Raw genomic sequence first — 17,771 nt, 5'->3', positions numbered from 1 at the left:
TTTGTTTGTTAAAACTTAAATAGTGAAAGGGTTGGGTGTTTTGATAACTGCGAAAGCGCCGGGAAAATTATACATTGCAGGAGAATATGCTGTAGTGGAACCCGGATATCCAGCCATTGTCGTGGCTGTGGATCAATTTGTCACCGTTTCGATTAATCGTGCGCAAAAGCACGGTACAATCAATTCTAAACAATATGAAGAAGTACCGATTGTTTGGCAACGTCAAGGACATCAATTAGTGATTGATAATCGTGACAATCCCTTTGAATATATTTTATCCTCAATTAAATATACTGAACAATTAGCTCTGGAAAAAAAGCGAGCTTTATGTTTGTTTGATCTGCGAGTCAATAGTCAATTAGATTCCCCAGATGGTAAAAAATTCGGTTTGGGTTCCTCAGCGGCGGTAACTGTAGCAACCGTTACTGCTTTAGCTAAATTTTATCAATTAAATTTATCAAAAGAAGAAATTTTTAAATTAGCTGCTATTTCTCATTTTATGGTTCAAAATAATGGTTCGTTCGGTGACATTGCCGCCAGTGTTTACGGCGGTTGGATTGCTTACCAATCACCGGATCGTGAGTGGCTCTTGAAAATGCTTCAAGAAAAAAACTTAACGCAAGTACTTAAGATGACTTGGCCCAAACTAAAAATTGAATCCTTAAATTGTCCAGCCAATTTAAAATTATTGATCGGCTGGAGTGGTAACCCTGCTTCCACCCCCTTACTGGTTGACGAAATATCTCATGCTCATGTCAATAAGCAACAAAGTTACCAAGATTTTTTGACTGCATCCAAACAATGTTTACAAAAAATGGTTCATGGCTTTAAAATTGGCTCTACACAATTAATTACGCAACAAATTAAAAAAAATCGTGCACTTTTACAAAAATTAGCACAATTTAGCGGTGTGCTTATTGAAACACCTAAACTAGCACAACTTTGTGAAATTGCGCAAAAGCATAATGTTGCTGCCAAAAGTTCTGGTGCTGGTGGTGGTGATTGCGGTATTGCTCTAGCTGATAATAACACTAGCCAGCAAAATGATTTACTAGCCGATTGGCAACAAAATGACATAATTCCTTTAAACTTTAATGTTTATTTTTCTAAATCTTAATTGAGGTAAACCATGCCTAAACAGCCCTTAGACTTACAACGCAAAAATGAACATCTCTTTTTAGCCGAAAAATTTTATAATCCTGCTAGCACCAATTTTGCTGAAATGCGCTTATTAGCGCCAAGTATTCCTGAAATGCGGCTCAAAGACGTCAAGACTGACGTTAAGTGGTTCAACTTTCATCAAAACATGGACGCACCTCTTTACATCAATGCTATGACCGGTGGTAATGCCCAGGTAACTAAGCTGAATCAACAGTTAGCCATTGTGGCACAAGAGCTTAATATCCCGATAGCATTAGGTTCAATGAGCAACTATCTAAAATATCCATATAATAAAGAAATCAGCGAATCATACCAAGTAGTTCGCGAATATAATCCTCAAGGATTAGTTATTGCTAATGTATCTGCTAAGATTCCTTTTAAACAAGCACAAAAATGTATTGATTTAGTGCAAGCAAACGCTCTCCAAGTACACATTAATGCTGCTCAAGAGATAGTAATGGCTGAAGGTGAAGATGATTTTTGCTGGTGTGATAACTTAGCTCAGTTGCTACAAAACATTGAGGTTCCAGTAATTATTAAAGAAGTCGGTGTTGGAATGAATGCGGCATCAGTACGACAAATCTTACAGTTAGGTCCTGTAGCCGCTTTTGATATCTCTGGCAAAGGTGGTACTAATTTTCAAGCAATTGAAAATGAACGTAATCATCATATTGATTACAGTTTTATGCAAGATTGGGGTTTAACAACTCTAGAATCTTTACTGGATATAGTTCCAACAAATTTAACCGACACATTAATTTTTGCTTCTGGTGGAGTTCGTTCACCTTTAGATGTTATTAAATGCCTTGTTTTAGGGGCCCATAGTGTCGGCCTAGCAGCACCCGTTTTGCATGAATTACAACATTTTGGTTTAGAACATACAATTACTACGTTCAAAACTTGGCAACACCAAATTAAAGAAATTATGACCTTGCTAGGCTGCCAAAAAGTAACCGATTTAACACAAGTTGACTACCGTTTATCAATGAAATTAAATAATTTTATTCGACAAAAAAACGACATTGAATAATAAATCAATGCCGTTTTTTACTGTCTCAAACCTTTAGGATAAAAATTTTTCAATTGCTGTTGAACTAATTTACCCCAAGAGAAAATTTTATGCTGATAGCTAACTGCCACAAATCCCTTAAAATTAATTTGCTGCGGCAACAAAAGCGCCTCCCCGTGAATAAAACGCTGATATTGTTCGGCACTTAAGTCAATAACTTGTTTAAAATCGGCTGCGTGTAAAGCCATAACTAGAGCATGATTTGGCTCAAAACGCTGCTTTTTAAATTCACCTAATTTCAAACCATTACGCAAAATTTTAGGATGCATTTGCGTATCAAAATCCCAAGCTGTTTGATAAAGAGTCTGCTTGTTAACATAAAGATGTGTATCAATTTGTACTGACTGATTAAAAGTGTTTTTTTGAAATTCTTGCCAGCTTGCAAAATAACTAGGTGACAACTTGCTATTAATGGTTAATTTTGGCGATTTCATTTGCTTTGTGGCTTGGTTTTGTAACACACAAATAAAATGCCCCTCTCCATAATAATGTTGTGGAAACAAACGAACTGCTTTAGCTAACTCCAGATTACCGTCACCCCAATTTGGTTGTCCAGAATCCATTTGTGGATCTTTAGGTACTGACTGTACTTTTAAATCATAATTTTGCAAAAGCCACGCAATATTTTGTTCATCTTCTTCGGGAGCAAAAGTACAAGTAGAGTAAATTAAATAACCACCTGGTCGCAACATTTTCACTGCTTCTTGTAAGATATCCCGTTGACGTTGAGCGCACTTTTGAACATAGGCTGATGACCAATAAGTCATCGCCTTTGGATCTTTACGAAACAAACCTTCGCCCGAACATGGTGCATCAACTATAATTCGATCAAAAAAGCCAGCGAAAAATTGCGCTAATTCTTCAGGTGAATTATTGGTTACGACAGCATTTTTCGCACCCCAACGCTCTAAATTAGAGGATAAAACACGTGCTCTTTTGGTGTCAATCTCATTAGCCACTAACAAACCCTTATCTTGCATGAGGGCTAATAACTGAGTACTTTTACCTCCCGGTGCTGCACACAAATCTAAAACGCGCTCACCAACTTGTGGGTTAGCAAATTGCGCTACATTCATCGCACTAGGATCTTGTGAGTATAACCAGCCTGCTACATGATCAATACCTTTACCATCAATTTGTCCATAATAACCATGAGAAACTCCAGGAACTTCTCGCTCTAAAGATTCTTGTATCAAAGTAGCTTGCACTTTTTGTGGGTTTAAGCGAAAACCATGCGTGGCTGGCAAATCAAAACTAGCTAAAAAATCTGGTGCTTTATCGCCCATTAAAGTCTGATATTTCTCAACAAATTCCGTAGGTAGTTGCATATTTACTCCTTAATTGATTGACTTATTTTAAAAAGCAGCTGCAGTGCAGTAGCCAAGAGCACGACTAAATAGACGCTCAATAAATAAAACGTAAAATACTTCCAGCTAATAATTTGAATTTGACTGGATATTAATATTAACGCTAACCCAAAAGTAACTGCTTGTAAGGTGATTGACTTAAACCAGTTGCGCCATTGTCCATGAAGTAATGGTTGTTCTTTAAATAAAGTAGCTTGCATAACTAAATTTAATATGATTATTATTATGGCTAATGCCAACAAAAAGAAAATCATTATTCCCCAGCGTGTCCACCAGTTTTGTTGAATATTATTAATATGATTGGCAGAACGATAAGAATGCTTAGCTTTAATAACCTTTTGCAATTTTTGTAACTTTTGGGGATGCTTTAGAATAGCGCCATCCACCACTATTTGATAATTTTTTAGTTTTGTTTTATTTTTTTGCTGTGGCGAGGCCGAAATAAAGACATGTTTATTTAAATTATTAGTACTTTTCAAGCCAGTGGAACCCAAAACCGAATAATAATCATTATTAACTTTGTAGTAAGCTTGTGATTGCGGTTTATAAGCCTTTTTATAAATAGATTGCCCCAAAATAGCAAATGGGATTGCTGATCGAAAGTCACTTTCAGTGAAGTAACGTCCTGAATCCATAGGCAATCGCGAAATCGTCTGTGACATATAAACATAACTCAAATTCGGATTACGCTTTTGAATAAAATAAATTTGATAATTTTTTAAGTGTTTTTTTTCTAAAGAACGTAAAGCTTGTGGAATAGATTGTTTTGATCGCGAAGGAAAGATCAAAGCACCATCTTGGATATTGCCGCGATCCATTTGAGTATGATAATTGCGAGTATCATTTTTAGCTACCACACTACCAGCAACTACCAATAAACAGGCAATCAAGATATTAATTATAATTGTTTTTTTCATATTTCACCTAACTACAAATAAATGATCTTTCACTAAATCAATTGTTGGATAATATTTATTAATTCGTGCAATTCGCGAATCAAAACATAAATGCGCTTGCTGCCAAAATTGTGAACTATTAGTAATACCGCGATATTCACCCAAAACCCATAATTCTGGTGGATTAGCTAGTGAACGCAAGTACTGCAATACTTGCCAATCAATCTGTTCATGGTCTGGACTCCATGAAAGCAAAATAACATCTACCTCAGCAAAAAAACGTCGGACTGCCGCTAAAGCATCATAGCGTTTAACGGGCAACCAGGTCTTTTGCCCAGTCAAACTAGTCGTAGACCAAGTAAAATCATCAGTAGCAATTACTTTTTGACCTTGTGCTACTAAAGATTGACTCAACATACCATTACCTGCCATAATTTCTAAATAAGCTTGTTGAGGAAATTGCTGCACCCATTGATCCATCATCGGCTGATTTAATAATGACCAAATTCCCAGTTGCTGTTGAATCAGTTGGCGAAAATCTAACAGAAAATGTGCTAATTGATCGACGATTTTGGTACGCTGAAGCCATGAGTCATGACTAGCAAACAGTGGATTTAACAATAAGCGTTGTAGATCATTTTCATCAATTAAAAGTGACGGTAAACAAAAAGCAGGCAACTTATTTTGTGTATATGCTTCAATTACTTTTTTTAATTGCCGTAAGGTTTGCTGCAATGGATCATTTTGAGGCAATATGCGCTCATAATAATCCAATTGCCCTAAATAGGTAATTATTTGCATTGTTTAGTCCTATCTGATCAATATACTTTAAAAAGTTTATCATAAATTACCTGCTAAAATAGAAGCATTTTTAATCTTATATTGTAAAAATTGATTTTTTTCAGCTAAGATTAGCAGAAAAGTGTATCATACTAGTAGATATAAAAGATTTTTATTGGAGTGTGGCAACTGATGAGTAAGAACAATCAAGATGACAATAGTCTAAAGGGATGGCTAATTTGGATTGTCCAAACATTGATTTTAGCAGCGGTGTTATTTGGTATTTTGTCTTTAGTAAATCATTTTGTTTTAGATAACGCACGAGTTTCAGGAACTTCTATGCAACCAACTTTTGAAGATGGTGATCGAGTCATTGGTGTGCGCAACGCTAAATTGAATACTGGTGATGTTGTTATTGTAGATGCACCGGATGAGCCAGGGCAATATTATATTAAACGTATTATTGCCACACCAGGGCAAACTGTTAAAGCACAGAATAACAAAATTTATGTTAACAACAAGAAATTAAATCAACCCTATTTAAAAGCTGGTTTTAAGTTAGTTGATAATGGCAGTAACGGCGTATATGGCACTCGTTATGCTGATACTGGCGATTTTTCTATTAGTTCTTTGGCTAAAACCAGTTACTACAAGGACATTTACTCCAAAAAACAACTGCAAAATCTCCAGAAAACTAATGCTGTACCTAAGGATTCCTATTTTGTGATGGGTGATCATCGTAGTGTTTCTAAAGACAGTCGCTATATTGGTTTTATAAAGCGAGACAAAGTTGTTGGTGTTGTCAAATTACGCTATTGGCCATTAAATCATCTACAAATTTTTAACTAATAGGAGTGAGGCGCTATGAATTACAGTTTATCCGAATTGATTATTCAATATCAAAAAAAGACTAACAAAAATGATGCTCAATTTGCTTTTGAAAGTCATTTTCCTGTAGAAAAAATACATGCTATCAAGACTGGCAAAATAAGCTACACACCAGACGAAGAAAAAAGAATTATTCGCTATATTAGTGAACACCGTTAAAAAAATACATGATCCCGTAGTCAGCGGTATCGTGTATTTTTTATTTTACATAAACTAAAATTAAATAAAAAAGCACCCCATCGAGTGCCTGGAAAATTTTTATTCCGTATCACTTTTTAAAACACCACCAACAGCATAATGATTGGCTTTCATCTCATCTAGCACCACGTGCACATGCTCTTTAGAAGCGTCAGTATTTTGACAAATGGCTTCTGTGACATCTAGTACCATTTACTTTAATTGCTCTGGTGAACGTCCTTCCAATAACTCAATATGAACTAATGGCATACTTATGCTCCTTGACTATTTAATTTAACAATTTCTAAAATTACATCGACAGCTTTTTCCATTACTTGCACGGAAACATATTCAAAACGTCCGTGCATATTCTCAGGACCGGCAAACAAATTAGGCGTGGGTAAACCCATAAAGGAAATGGTAGAACCATCTGTGCCACCACGAATTGGCGTCTCATCAATTGTAATACCCAAATTTTGCATTGCTTTTCGAGCTAGTTTGACAACCTCCATATGATCTTTAATCACTTCAAACATATTATAATACTGATCGTACATCTCTAGTTGGACAGTTTGTGCACCATATTTAGCATTCAACTGATCAACAATTGTTTGCAATAACTGTTTTCTACTTTCCAAACCAGATCGTTCAAAATCACGTATGATATAAGCTAATTGTGCCTTATCAATCGTTCCATTAAAATCGGTCAATAAAAAGAAGCCATCGCGTCCTGTTGTTTTTTCAGGAACTTGTTCACTAGGCAATTTATTTTGCAACTCAACAGCTACCAAATTAGCATTAATCATAATATCTTTAGCTGTGCTGGGATGGACATTTTTACCGGTTATCGTAATTTTAGCCGCAGCAGCATTAAAAGTCTCATATTCCAACTGACCTTGTGCCCCACCATCAACCGTGTATGCAAAGTCTGCAGCAAAAGCTGGTACATCAAAATTACGTGCGCCTTTACCAGTTTCCTCATCAGGACTGAAACCAATTCTAATTGTACCGTGCTTGATTTCAGGATGTTCCAACAAATATTGCATCGCTGTAATAATCTCACTAACCCCGGCTTTATCGTCACCACCTAATAAAGTCGTGCCATCAGTAGTAATTAAAGTGTGTCCTTGATAATTGCATAAATTAGGAAAAACACTTGGATCTAAGACATATTTTTTGTCTGCATCCAACGCAATATTACTTTGACCATCATAATTTTCTACGATTTGTGGATTAATATTCTCTGAGTTAAAATCAGCCGTATCTACATGTGCCAAAAAGCCGACCACTGGAACATCTTGTTGCATATTCGTCGGCAAAGTCGCAGTTAAATAACTATTATGTTGATTATAATGCACATCACTTAATCCAAGTTCTCGTAGCTCTGTTTCTAAATTACGCAAAAAAGCTATTTGACGTTCCGTAGTTGGGATCGCATCCGACTCCTCATCCGAACGAGTATTCTGGCGCACATATTTTAAAAAACGGGGTACTAAAGTTGCGTATTGCATGAATTTCCTCCTAGATGTAAGTGAACGGATCAGTGTTGCATTGTGAACTAATTACGGTCAATTCCCAACCATTAGCCTTCGCCCAGTGCTCAATTATGGCTTGCGCTTGCTGCTTAAAAATTGCTTCAATATGATGTCCTGGATCAATAACAGATAAACCTGCCGCCAACATATCATGGGCAGTATGGTAATAAACGTCACCAGTGATAAATACATCAACTTGGGCTTTTAAAGCAGCTGGATAAAATTTGCCAGCATCACCGCCAATAATACCTATTTTTTCTACAATGGCTTGTTGTTGATTACTAATCAAGCGTAAACCAGTCAATGCAAACTGACGCTTTATACTTTGGGCTAATTTTAGCACGGAAATAGGCTTAGTTAAAGTACCTAAACGCCCCAAAGCAACTCCGTTTTGGTCATATGCAAAAGACTTAATATCACGCAAATTTAAAGCTTGCGCTAACCAGTCATTCATACCCGGATTAGCCTTGTCTATATTAGTATGCGCCGCATAAACAGTGATATTATGTTTTAATAAATCTGCATACATTTTATTTTGTGGATTGGCTAAATCCAAATTACGTGCTGGTCTAAAGACTAACGGATGGTGGGCAAAAATAAAATCAACTTGTTGATTGATAGCTTCTTGCACTACTTCTGGTCGAACATCTAGAGTCGTTAACACATGCTTAACCGGTCGCCTCAAATCCCCCAACTGCATTCCGGTAGGATCATGTGGCATTTTATGTGCCAATGGTGCCCAGTGCTCAATTTTGTCTACCAACTGCTGACCAATAATTTGCATTATAAAATCCCCTCAATTAATTTAATCCGCTCATTAACAGCTGCAATTTTTGTTTGATCTAATATTTTGGCTTGTTGTAATTGCTGTAACATCTGCTGATTTCTAGTTAGTTGCCACTGCCATTTTTGCATAAAGACAGCATTTTTTTCCAGCATTAATTTTGGCCCAAAAATCAATTGTTCATTTGTTAACTGTTCATTTCTCCCACGTTTAGCAGCAATAATTTCATAAATATGTTTACCTTCCAAAATAATCTTTTCTTGCGTAATTTGATATTGATGCGTAGTTAACCACTTTCGCACACAAGCTTCATCATTATTAGGTTCCAAAACCAGCTGATCAATAGTTTGTAGCTGCACTTGACCTTTTTTTAAGATATCAGTAATCAATTGCCCTCCCATTCCAGCAACCACCGCTAAGTCAACTTGATCATCTGTTTTTAAAGCAGTTAGACCATCACCCAAGCGAGTTTTGATTTGCGAATCTAAATGTTCTTGATGAATATCTTTTTTAGAAATATTCAAAGGACCGCTGCTAACTTCACTAGCAATTGCAGTTTGAACTTTTTGTTGTTGCACTAAATAAATTGGCACAAAGGCATGATCTGATCCCACATCAATCATAGAATCAACTCCAGTAACCAGATCAGCAATTGCTTGTAATCGTCTTGATAATTTAATCACTATAAACTGTCCTCATATTTTATTTATGTAAGAAAAAAACCGCACTGGCGGTTTTAGTCCAAAAAATCTCTTAGTTGCTTAGACCTAGACGGATGGCGTAATTTGCGCAACGCTTTAGCCTCAATTTGCCGAATTCGCTCACGAGTGACGCCAAATACCCGACCCACTTCTTCCAAAGTTCGTGTTCGACCATCATCTAAACCAAATCGTAAGCGTAATACGTTTTCTTCACGATCAGTTAAAGTATCCAAGACACTTTCTAGTTGTTCTTTCAATAATTCATACGAAGCATGATCTTCTGGGCTAGTAGCTTCATCATCTTCAATGAAATCACCTAAATGTGAATCATCTTCCTCACCAATGGGTGTTTCTAGAGAAACCGGTTCTTGTGCAATTTTTAAAATATCGCGAACTTTAGGAGTTAAGACATCCATTTCCGCACCAATTTCTTCCGGTGTTGGTTCTCGCCCTAAGTCTTGCAATAATTGTCGTTGGATCCGAATTAATTTATTGATTGTTTCGACCATGTGGACGGGAATTCTAATAGTCCTTGCTTGATCGGCAATCGCACGGGTAATCGCTTGTCTGATCCACCAAGTGGCATAAGTGGAGAATTTAAATCCCTTGCGATAATCAAATTTTTCAACAGCCTTCATCAGACCCATGTTACCTTCTTGGATTAAATCCAAAAAGTGCATGCCCCGACCAACATAGCGCTTAGCAATTGATACTACTAAACGTAAGTTTGCTTCAGCTAATTGCTGTTTAGCTTCTTCGTCATTTTTTTCAATTCGTTGTGCCAAATCAACTTCTTCTTGGGCATTTAATAACGGAACACGACCAATTTCTTTCAAATACATTCGTACAGGATCGTTCATTTTGACACCTGTAGGTGCAGACATATCATTTAATTCTTTATGATTGACTTCTTTTTGACTGCGCAAAGCCAATTTACTAGGATCACCTTTAGTGTCAACAACACTGATCCCCTTGTCTTGCAGATGGTCAATTAATTCATCAATAGATTCACCTTTTAAAGCAAAAGGCTTCAAAATATTACTTTCTAATTCCGTTTCTACAACTTTTTTATCTTTCTTATGCTCTTTAATTAAATCTTGCGTTGCGCGTTCTAATTCTTTACTAGACTTAATAACACTTTTTTTCTTTTTGTCTTCAGCCATTAAAAAGCCTCCATTTATTCAAAACTAATCACTTAACCAGTCTTTGATTGATCCAATTCACGTCGTAACTTAATCAATTCCATTGTTAATTGTAATTCTTTTTGATCATCGCCAATTTGCGCAGCCTGCTTAATTTGAGATTGATATTGCTTCAATTTCTGGTATTTTTGATCCAACATAATATTAGCAATATAATCATTAATTTCTTCTGACGTATATGTTGCTGGACGCGGCAACATTTCAATGGAAATCACCAAATTACGTAAATCATCCGGAATTAAATCCAAAAATTGCGCTATTAGCGGGTGCGACTCAATTAAAGTATAACGTACCCAATGATCAAAAATCTCCTGATAGGGTCTATGTGCAAAATTAAACCCCGCATGCTCATCCAAAATACTAATGACTTCCGGAAAATGAAAGACAATATTTAACAAATTACGCTCAGACTTTTCCGTACTGCTCAATTGCGAATAAGTTATCTCATGATCAAGCGCCACTGATTGTTGGGATTTAGCGCTACCAAAATCAGCTGCTGGCTGTAAAATTTTTTGCGAACGCACCTTATCTTGCAACTCTTGTTGAATAGCTGTTACCGAAATATTTAGACGCTGCGCTAATTGCTTAACATATAATTCCTGTTCTACTGGAGAATCATTGGCGCCAATATATTCTAAAGCGGAATTTAAAAAGTCCACTTTAGCAGCATCATTAGTTAAATCAAATTGACGGCTTAAATATTCAATCATAAATGCTGTCGGCGATAAGGTTTTTTGCCGTACTAATTTTACAAAAGCAGCACTACCTTGAGCTTTAATAAATTCATCTGGATCTTGCCCATCAGGAATTACTACGATAGCTACTTCAAAATTTTTATTCTTTAATAATTTCAAAGCACGCTGAGCTGCTTTAATGCCTGGTTGATCACCATCATAACAAATCACAATACGCTGTGTAATCCGATTCAACAAATACAACTGCTCATCTGTCAAACTAGTGCCCATGGAAGCTACTCCATTCAAAACACCAGCTTGATAAGCACTAATCACATCCATGAATCCTTCGAACAAAATTACTTCACCTTGTTGGCGAATATCTTTTTTGGCAGCCGCCAAATTAAACAAAGTTTTACTTTTATTAAAAATTGGCGTTTCTGGACTATTCAAATACTTAGCCATCGCTACTTGATCATCAGTTTGTAAAACCCGTCCAGAAAAAGCCACCACATTACCACTTTGGTCAGTAACCGGAAACATTAAACGATCACGAAAACGATCAAAGATTTCACCTTGATCATTTTCAGCGAATAAACCCGAAGAAATAATCTCTTGTCCTGATCTATTAGAAGTCTGCAGAAATTGTACTACTGTATCATTGGCCGCTGGAGCATATCCAATTTGAAAATGAGCGATGGTTTCAGCACTAACGTGACGTTTTTGCAAATATTTTAAAGCTTTTTCACCAACGACCGTTTTCAACAAAATATGATTGTATAATTCAGTCACTGTTTGATAATCATTTTTCAGTTGTGTTGCTTGAGAATTATTTTTATTAGAATTGACTGCTTGATATTCAACAGGAAAATCCATCCCAATTGAACTCGCAACTTTAATTACAGCTTCTGGAAAAGTTAAACTTTCGATTTCCATAATAAATTTATAAACATTGCCACCACGACCGCAACTAAAGCAATGAAAAATCTGCTTTTCTTCTGAAACTGAAAAACTGGGAGTTCGCTCTTCATGAAAGGGACAAAGACCAAAGAGATTGCGCCCCGCTTTTTTCAGCTGCACGTAAGGCTCGATAATATCAACAATATTAGTTTTTTGTCGTACTTGTTCAATAAAAGCCTCTGGAATCGCTTTTGCCAATAATTGCACCTCATTAAATTCATCATCTGAACCAGTCTAACCTTGCTAGTCAATTTTACTGGCATTCTGCGCAAAATGCAAAATAACTAATCAATCAGCTATTATTTAACTAATAGTTGATTAAAATCACCTAACTGTTGAACTAAATCTGTAATTTGTTGTAACTGCGCTAGGCGATTATTTCTAATGTCTTCTTGCTTATCCAAAATCATATTTTTCGCAAAATATTCAGTAATCGGTACTCTCAAACTAGTAATCGCTTCATACTGTTGTGCAACATCTTGATCATAAAAATCACTAGCCACTTGTTGAACAGCTTGAGCTAGTTGTTCCTCAGAAGGATCTTGAAACAATGAATTATCTACATTGACGCTAACAACGGGAGCTTGTTTAGTTGTAATTCGCAAAACACGCGTCAAAGCTTCTAAATCAGCTTTATACTCATCTGTTGTTTGTTTTTGCTGTAGCACGGCAGCCATCTGGAACATACGCAATGGATCTAACACCGTTGTTGCTGTTACGGCAGCAATAATATCATGATTAACTTGCTGTTGACTCAAAATTTGCCGCACTCGATCCACGATAAATTCATTTACATCAATTTGATGCTTGTGATAGTCTAATGTGACATTTTCGAAACTATTGTCATAAGCAGTGCAAATTTCATCTTGTAATAACTGCAAATCAACATGCCACTGATTGTCCTGCAAAATTCTGACAATTCCCGTTGCCTGACGCCGAAGACCATATGGATCATTGGAGCCATTAGGAATAAGACCTACTGCAAAAAAGCTCATGATGCTTTCCAGCTTGTCAGCCAATGATAAAATTTTACCAACAAGTGATTGCGGTAACTGACCTTCTGCTGAAGTCGGCAAATATTGTTCACCAATTCCTGTTGCCACGACATCTTTTTCACCAAAAATGCTGGCATATTTAGCACCCATCACACCTTGTAATTCTGCAAACTCGCCAACCATTTCTGTAACTAAATCAAACTTATAAATACCTGCCGCACGAGAAATTGCTTGTTGCGTAGTCGTATCATTAGTGAATTTAGCAGCTAAAATTTGTGCAATTACTTGTGTACGTTGCATTTTTTCAGCCATCGAACCAATTTTATCGTGAAAAGCTACATTTTTTAATTTCGCCACATAATAATCAATATCATGTTTTTGATCTTCAGCAAAAAAGAATGCTGCATCTTCTAAACGAGCTACCAAAACTTTTTCATTACCGGCAATTACATTTTGTAAATGTTCATGATTGCCATTACGCACGCCAATGAAATAAGGTAATAATTTGCCGGTCTGATCACGTACATAAAAATAACGCTGATTATCTTTCATGGATGTGATTAAAACTTCTTCTGGAATTTGTAAATATTTATCCGCAAATTGACCCGCAAAAGCTGTCGGATACTCAACTAAATTTGTCACTTCTTCTAACAAGTCTTCATCAACATCAACGACCCAGTTATTTTGTGTAGCTAAACCGGCAATTTGTTGGCGAATGACTTGTTTTCTTTTGCTACATGAGGCAATCACAAAATCATTATTTAACGCTGCCTCATAATCACCAGCTTGCCCTAAAGTAATCTCCGTACCCAAAAAACGATGACCAAAAGTTTGGTTACTGGACTTAACATTCAATATCTGCAGATCAATCACTTTATTGTCTAGTAGAGCCACAATCCAATGCAATGGTCTGATATATTCAAAACTAAATTTATTCCACTTCATCCGTGTCGGAAAAGTCATCGCTGTAATTGGTTTTTTCAATCCAGCTAAAATATCAGTGGCACTTTTACCAGCAATATGTTTTTTTACATGGACATAAGCAACGCCATTGATTTCTTTGAAAAAAATATCTTGTGTTGTTAAACCTTGCCCGCGCACAAAACCCCGAGCCGCTTTTGTCCATTCACCGGCTTCATCTTGAGCGATTTTTTGGGCAGGACCTTTGACTTCCACATCTTCATCTATTTGTTTATCAGCAACATCATGGATTAATAATGCTAAACGACGAGGGGTGGAGAAACATTCTACTTGACCATGAGTTAATTTATTTTCAGCTAAATAGTCAGTGACCCTTTGAGTCAGCTGATTTTGCGAATCTGTGACCACATGAGCAGGCATTTCTTCTAATCCTAATTCTAATAGAAAATCCTTAGTCATTATCTTTCCGCTCCTTCAATATTTTTGTGCGACTTGCTTCATCCAACAACGGAAAACCTAGCTTTTGTCTTTCTTGCACAAAAGCTTGCGCGATTTGGTGAGCCATAGAACGAATTCGATGCATATAACCTGCTCTTTCAGTCACAGAAACCGCTCCTCTAGCATCTAGCAAATTAAAAGTATGACTACATTTCAAAATATAATCATATGCTGGATGAACTAAACCCAATGAAATCAACCTTTGTGCTTCAGCTTCATACTTGTCAAAAGATGCTAATAACATAGCTTGGTCACTTTCTTCAAAAGCATACTTAGAATGTTCATATTCTGGTTCCTTAAAAATATCACCATAATGAACTCCGTTACCCCACTCCAAGTCAAAAACTGAATCAACATCTTGAATGTAAGAAGCCAGTCGCTCAACACCATACGTAATTTCACTAGTCACTGGATCAACACTCAACCCACCAACTTGTTGAAAATAAGTAAATTGTGAAACTTCCATACCATCTAGCCAAACTTCCCAACCAACACCAGCACAACCCATTGAGGGGTTTTCCCAGTTATCTTCAACAAAACGAATATCATGTTCCAAAGGTTCAATACCTAAGGCCTTTAAACTGTCTAAATAATATTGTTGAATATCTAGTGGAGCTGGTTTCATAACAACTTGAAATTGGTGATGCTGATATAAACGATTAGGATTATCACCGTAACGTCCGTCAGCTGGTCGCCGTGACGGCTCAACGTATGCCGCATTCCAAGGTTCAGGACCAATTGCCCGCAAAAAAGTATACGGACTCATCGTACCAGCACCTTTTTCGGTATCATAAGCCTGCATTAACATACAACCCTTTTCACTCCAAAATTGCTGTAAAGTCAAAATCATGTTTTGAACATTCAATTTTTGCTTCAAACTAATTACCTCACTTTAATAGTTCTTTCTAAGCACGAAAAAACCCCTATGCAACATAAAAATTGCATAGGGACGAAATTAATCGCGGTTCCACCCTACTTCAGGACTAGCCTGCTCTTTAAATTACTATCAAAATATTTAATCGCCATCTTCAATGTGCTTACACTATCCACATTCGCTATATTTATATAGTAGCACCTCAGCTTGCAGTGTCAACCACTAGACTTGCCATTGATACATTTGATCAATAAATTTCTTACTTTTTGGATAGACACTAACACTATCATTATAAATTAGATCTATAGTTTTACGTAATTGCAATTTAGTTTTAGATGGTACTTTGATACCACCCACTTGAAATAAATCTACTTGCTTAAACCAACGTAAATAAGAAATAACTTTAGGCTGTAAATGCAAGCGATGTTCATCTTGTGACCAATGCTTTTGGCATAAAATACCGCTCAAAACTAATGAATAATCAAATAAACCGGTCTTTTCACCACAAATTACACAATTTTGCAAGTTAGGGGTAACGCCAAAGGGCTGCAGAAACTGAATTTCCATAATATTGGTAATGATTTCAGGATCTAAGCCTTGATCAATCAATTTTTCTGCCTGCACAATTTGTTGAAACCATTGTGTCGTAATGATTTGCGAACCAAAAGCTCGCAAAATCAAATCATTGATATAGGTAATATAAGCATTCAACTGAATATCTTGGCTAACTTGCTCTAATTGTTGCGTCGTACCGTCAATCAAATAAGAAAAGCCTTGAGAATTAATCGTTCCTTGATAAGTGCCATATGAAAAGGGTAAACCTAAATAGCGTTTTTTAGACGTTTGCTTTTTTACACCTCTGATCAAAAAAGTCTTAATCCCAAAATCAGCTGTCATTAACCAAACCATTTGATCATTATCCCGGTAACTTTGTGAACGCAATACAAGTCCTTCAAATTGTTGATTACGCTGCAGTGACATTTATTTTAAATCCTTAATTGAATAACCCGCACGAGACAAAAATAACGGATCAGAACGCCAATTTTTTTGCACTTTAACCCATAAATGCAGATTGATTTTCTCACCTAATAAGTCTTCAATTTTTTTACGTGAGCGAATTCCCACTTGTTTGAGCATGGAACCCTTACTGCCAATTACAATCGCTTTTTGACTGTCACGTTCCACATAAATATTAGCTTCAACTTGCAATTTCCCATTAACACGTTGATTCATTTGTTCCACGATTACTGCAATTGTGTGGGGAATTTCTTGATGTGTTAATTCGAGTAATTTTTCACGAATAATCTCGGCTACTACAAAATATTCTGGATGATCACTTAATTGATCTTCCGGATAATATTGAGGACCCGCAGGTAAATTATGAGCAATAGCTGTCATTAATTCTGAAACATTATTGCCTTGAGTAGCCGAAATGGGAAAGATCTCAGCAAAATCTGCCAGTTGATTATATTGCTCAATTAAAGGTAGCAAACGGTCCGGATGGATCACATCAATCTTATTAATCACTAAAAAAACAGGTACTTTTAATTCTTTTAATTGCGCTATCAAATCTTGTGTTACAGTACTAGTTTTAGCAACTGCACTAATCATAAATAAAACTAGATCAACCTCATTTAAAGCTGAGTACGCAGCTTTATCCATATATTTATCTAAATTATTTTTGGGATCATGCACTCCAGGGGTATCCAAGAAAATAATTTGTTCTTGATCAGTTGTATAAATCCCTTGAATTTTATTACGTGTTGTCTGTGCTTTAGGTGACATAATAGATACTTCGCTACCCAAAACTCGATTCATAAATGTTGATTTGCCCACATTAGGTTCACCAATAATTGCTACAAAACCCGATTTAAAAGTTTCCGTCATGATTCAAATCCTCTCCAACAAAAGCTCCTGGTAATAACTGCTCAACTGTTGCCTCTGCTATTTGTCCCTTTTGATTGCTCAAAAACACGGGCATTTTAGGATCACACAATTCACTAATCACTTGTCGACAAGCACCGCAAGGTGAAATGGGACCATCAGTGTTGCCAGTAACCAGTAACGTTGAAAAGTCACGTTCACCATCCGAAATAGCTTTAAAAAGAGCTGTTCTTTCGGCACAATTAGTTAACCCGTAGGAAGAATTTTCTATATTGCAACCTGTAAAAACTTCTCCTTTTGTAGTAAGTAATGCGGCACCAACCGAGAAATGTGAATAAGGTGCATAGGCATTATCCAGTACTTTAGTAGCAATAGCTAGCAATTCATCAGTATTTTTCATCATAA

17 protein-coding genes and 1 pseudogene are annotated in these 17,771 nt (G+C 36.4%); 4 read left to right on the top strand and 14 right to left on the bottom strand.

Annotation, left to right across the window (positions count from 1 at the left end; genetic code table 11):
• The first annotated feature begins 40 nt into the window (after window positions 1–40).
• Together MOO47_RS07260 and fni are read left to right on the top strand one after the other, a co-directional pair.
• Window positions 41–1,117 carry a phosphomevalonate kinase gene (locus tag MOO47_RS07260; protein ID WP_249513570.1) on the top strand — a complete coding sequence of 359 codons (1,077 nt, stop codon included), beginning with the start codon at window positions 41–43 and terminating at the stop codon, window positions 1,115–1,117.
• Window positions 1,118–1,129: 12 nt separating this feature from the next.
• Window positions 1,130–2,191 (top strand): type 2 isopentenyl-diphosphate Delta-isomerase, encoded by a 1,062-nt coding sequence (fni, locus tag MOO47_RS07255; RefSeq protein WP_249512783.1) that lies wholly within the window; start codon window positions 1,130–1,132, stop codon window positions 2,189–2,191.
• A 17-nt stretch (window positions 2,192–2,208) separates the two neighbouring features.
• Here the strand turns inward: fni and MOO47_RS07250 are convergent, their stop codons facing one another.
• The 3 genes from MOO47_RS07250 to MOO47_RS07240 are packed head-to-tail and all read right to left on the bottom strand — an operon-like array spanning window position 2,209 to window position 5,294.
• Complete coding sequence (locus MOO47_RS07250; RefSeq protein ID WP_249512782.1) at window positions 2,209–3,558, bottom strand: RsmB/NOP family class I SAM-dependent RNA methyltransferase; 1,350 nt, start codon at window positions 3,556–3,558, stop codon at window positions 2,209–2,211.
• A gap of 2 nt (window positions 3,559–3,560) precedes the next feature.
• Window positions 3,561–4,514, bottom strand: coding sequence for a hypothetical protein (locus MOO47_RS07245; protein ID WP_249512781.1), 954 nt, complete (start codon window positions 4,512–4,514; stop codon window positions 3,561–3,563).
• Window positions 4,515–4,517: 3 nt separating this feature from the next.
• Window positions 4,518–5,294, bottom strand: a complete 777-nt coding sequence (locus tag MOO47_RS07240) for a hypothetical protein (RefSeq protein WP_249512780.1) — start codon at window positions 5,292–5,294, stop codon at window positions 4,518–4,520.
• A 171-nt stretch (window positions 5,295–5,465) separates the two neighbouring features.
• Between MOO47_RS07240 and lepB the strand changes: the two genes are divergently transcribed.
• Both lepB and MOO47_RS07230 read left to right on the top strand, forming a co-directional pair.
• Window positions 5,466–6,122 (top strand): signal peptidase I, encoded by a 657-nt coding sequence (gene lepB, locus MOO47_RS07235; protein ID WP_249512779.1) that lies wholly within the window; start codon window positions 5,466–5,468, stop codon window positions 6,120–6,122.
• 15 nt (window positions 6,123–6,137) lie between these two features.
• On the top strand, window positions 6,138–6,320 hold the full coding sequence (locus MOO47_RS07230) for an LBP_cg2779 family protein (RefSeq protein ID WP_249512778.1): 183 nt from the start codon (window positions 6,138–6,140) through the stop codon (window positions 6,318–6,320).
• Window positions 6,321–6,419: 99 nt separating this feature from the next.
• Here MOO47_RS07230 and MOO47_RS07225 read toward each other — a convergent pair.
• The 11 genes and pseudogenes from MOO47_RS07225 to MOO47_RS07175 all read right to left on the bottom strand — a co-directional run bounded on the left by MOO47_RS07225 (window position 6,420) and on the right by MOO47_RS07175 (window position 17,766).
• Window positions 6,420–6,608: pseudogene (locus tag MOO47_RS07225) on the bottom strand (2-hydroxymuconate tautomerase).
• A 2-nt stretch (window positions 6,609–6,610) separates the two neighbouring features.
• Window positions 6,611–7,849 carry a peptidase T gene (gene pepT / locus MOO47_RS07220; RefSeq protein WP_249512776.1) on the bottom strand — a complete coding sequence of 413 codons (1,239 nt, stop codon included), beginning with the start codon at window positions 7,847–7,849 and terminating at the stop codon, window positions 6,611–6,613.
• A gap of 10 nt (window positions 7,850–7,859) precedes the next feature.
• A complete protein-coding gene (locus tag MOO47_RS07215) occupies window positions 7,860–8,657 on the bottom strand; it encodes a Nif3-like dinuclear metal center hexameric protein (protein WP_317617089.1) in 798 nt (265 codons plus the stop codon).
• A complete protein-coding gene (locus tag MOO47_RS07210) occupies window positions 8,657–9,340 on the bottom strand; it encodes a tRNA (adenine(22)-N(1))-methyltransferase (RefSeq protein ID WP_249512775.1) in 684 nt (227 codons plus the stop codon). Before MOO47_RS07210 ends, MOO47_RS07215 begins: the two co-directional genes overlap by 1 nt.
• Window positions 9,341–9,393: 53 nt before the next feature.
• Complete coding sequence (gene rpoD / locus MOO47_RS07205) at window positions 9,394–10,521, bottom strand: RNA polymerase sigma factor RpoD (protein ID WP_249512774.1); 1,128 nt, start codon at window positions 10,519–10,521, stop codon at window positions 9,394–9,396.
• Between the two features lie 32 nt (window positions 10,522–10,553).
• Window positions 10,554–12,392: a DNA primase gene (gene dnaG, locus MOO47_RS07200; protein ID WP_249512773.1), complete on the bottom strand. Its 1,839-nt coding sequence runs from the start codon at window positions 12,390–12,392 to the stop codon at window positions 10,554–10,556.
• Window positions 12,393–12,493: 101 nt separating this feature from the next.
• The gene (glyS, locus tag MOO47_RS07195; RefSeq protein ID WP_249512772.1) at window positions 12,494–14,569 is read right to left on the bottom strand and encodes a glycine--tRNA ligase subunit beta; all 2,076 of its coding nucleotides are present in this window, start codon (window positions 14,567–14,569) and stop codon (window positions 12,494–12,496) included.
• Window positions 14,562–15,458 (bottom strand): glycine--tRNA ligase subunit alpha, encoded by an 897-nt coding sequence (gene glyQ, locus MOO47_RS07190; protein WP_396022069.1) that lies wholly within the window; start codon window positions 15,456–15,458, stop codon window positions 14,562–14,564. The genes glyS and glyQ overlap by 8 nt, the downstream gene beginning before the upstream one ends.
• A gap of 246 nt (window positions 15,459–15,704) precedes the next feature.
• Window positions 15,705–16,463 (bottom strand): DNA repair protein RecO, encoded by a 759-nt coding sequence (gene recO / locus MOO47_RS07185; RefSeq protein ID WP_249512770.1) that lies wholly within the window; start codon window positions 16,461–16,463, stop codon window positions 15,705–15,707.
• Complete coding sequence (era, locus tag MOO47_RS07180; RefSeq protein ID WP_249512769.1) at window positions 16,464–17,369, bottom strand: GTPase Era; 906 nt, start codon at window positions 17,367–17,369, stop codon at window positions 16,464–16,466.
• On the bottom strand, window positions 17,353–17,766 hold the full coding sequence (locus MOO47_RS07175) for a cytidine deaminase (RefSeq protein WP_249513568.1): 414 nt from the start codon (window positions 17,764–17,766) through the stop codon (window positions 17,353–17,355). The genes era and MOO47_RS07175 overlap by 17 nt, the downstream gene beginning before the upstream one ends.
• Window positions 17,767–17,771: the final 5 nt, after the last annotated feature.

It is taken from the genome of Bombilactobacillus thymidiniphilus (genome assembly GCF_023380245.1).
GTDB lineage: Bacteria > Bacillota > Bacilli > Lactobacillales > Lactobacillaceae > Bombilactobacillus > Bombilactobacillus thymidiniphilus.
This window is presented reverse-complemented; position numbering and strand designations above follow the sequence as displayed.

Excerpts from the sequence above, each read along its gene's own strand:
- fni (WP_249512783.1), top strand. The coding sequence starts at position 1,130 with ATGCCTAAACAGCCCTTAGACTTACAACGCAAAAATGAACATCTCTTT.
- MOO47_RS07250 (WP_249512782.1), bottom strand. The coding sequence starts at position 3,558 with ATGCAACTACCTACGGAATTTGTTGAGAAATATCAGACTTTAATGGGC.
- MOO47_RS07245 (WP_249512781.1), bottom strand. The coding sequence starts at position 4,514 with ATGAAAAAAACAATTATAATTAATATCTTGATTGCCTGTTTATTGGTA.
- MOO47_RS07240 (WP_249512780.1), bottom strand. The coding sequence starts at position 5,294 with ATGCAAATAATTACCTATTTAGGGCAATTGGATTATTATGAGCGCATA.
- lepB (WP_249512779.1), top strand. The coding sequence starts at position 5,466 with ATGAGTAAGAACAATCAAGATGACAATAGTCTAAAGGGATGGCTAATT.
- MOO47_RS07230 (WP_249512778.1), top strand. The coding sequence starts at position 6,138 with ATGAATTACAGTTTATCCGAATTGATTATTCAATATCAAAAAAAGACT.
- pepT (WP_249512776.1), bottom strand. The coding sequence starts at position 7,849 with ATGCAATACGCAACTTTAGTACCCCGTTTTTTAAAATATGTGCGCCAG.
- MOO47_RS07215 (WP_317617089.1), bottom strand. The coding sequence starts at position 8,657 with ATGCAAATTATTGGTCAGCAGTTGGTAGACAAAATTGAGCACTGGGCA.
- rpoD (WP_249512774.1), bottom strand. The coding sequence starts at position 10,521 with ATGGCTGAAGACAAAAAGAAAAAAAGTGTTATTAAGTCTAGTAAAGAA.
- glyS (WP_249512772.1), bottom strand. The coding sequence starts at position 14,569 with ATGACTAAGGATTTTCTATTAGAATTAGGATTAGAAGAAATGCCTGCT.
- glyQ (WP_396022069.1), bottom strand. The coding sequence starts at position 15,458 with ATGATTTTGACTTTACAGCAATTTTGGAGTGAAAAGGGTTGTATGTTA.
- recO (WP_249512770.1), bottom strand. The coding sequence starts at position 16,463 with ATGTCACTGCAGCGTAATCAACAATTTGAAGGACTTGTATTGCGTTCA.
- era (WP_249512769.1), bottom strand. The coding sequence starts at position 17,369 with ATGACGGAAACTTTTAAATCGGGTTTTGTAGCAATTATTGGTGAACCT.
- MOO47_RS07175 (WP_249513568.1), bottom strand. The coding sequence starts at position 17,766 with ATGAAAAATACTGATGAATTGCTAGCTATTGCTACTAAAGTACTGGAT.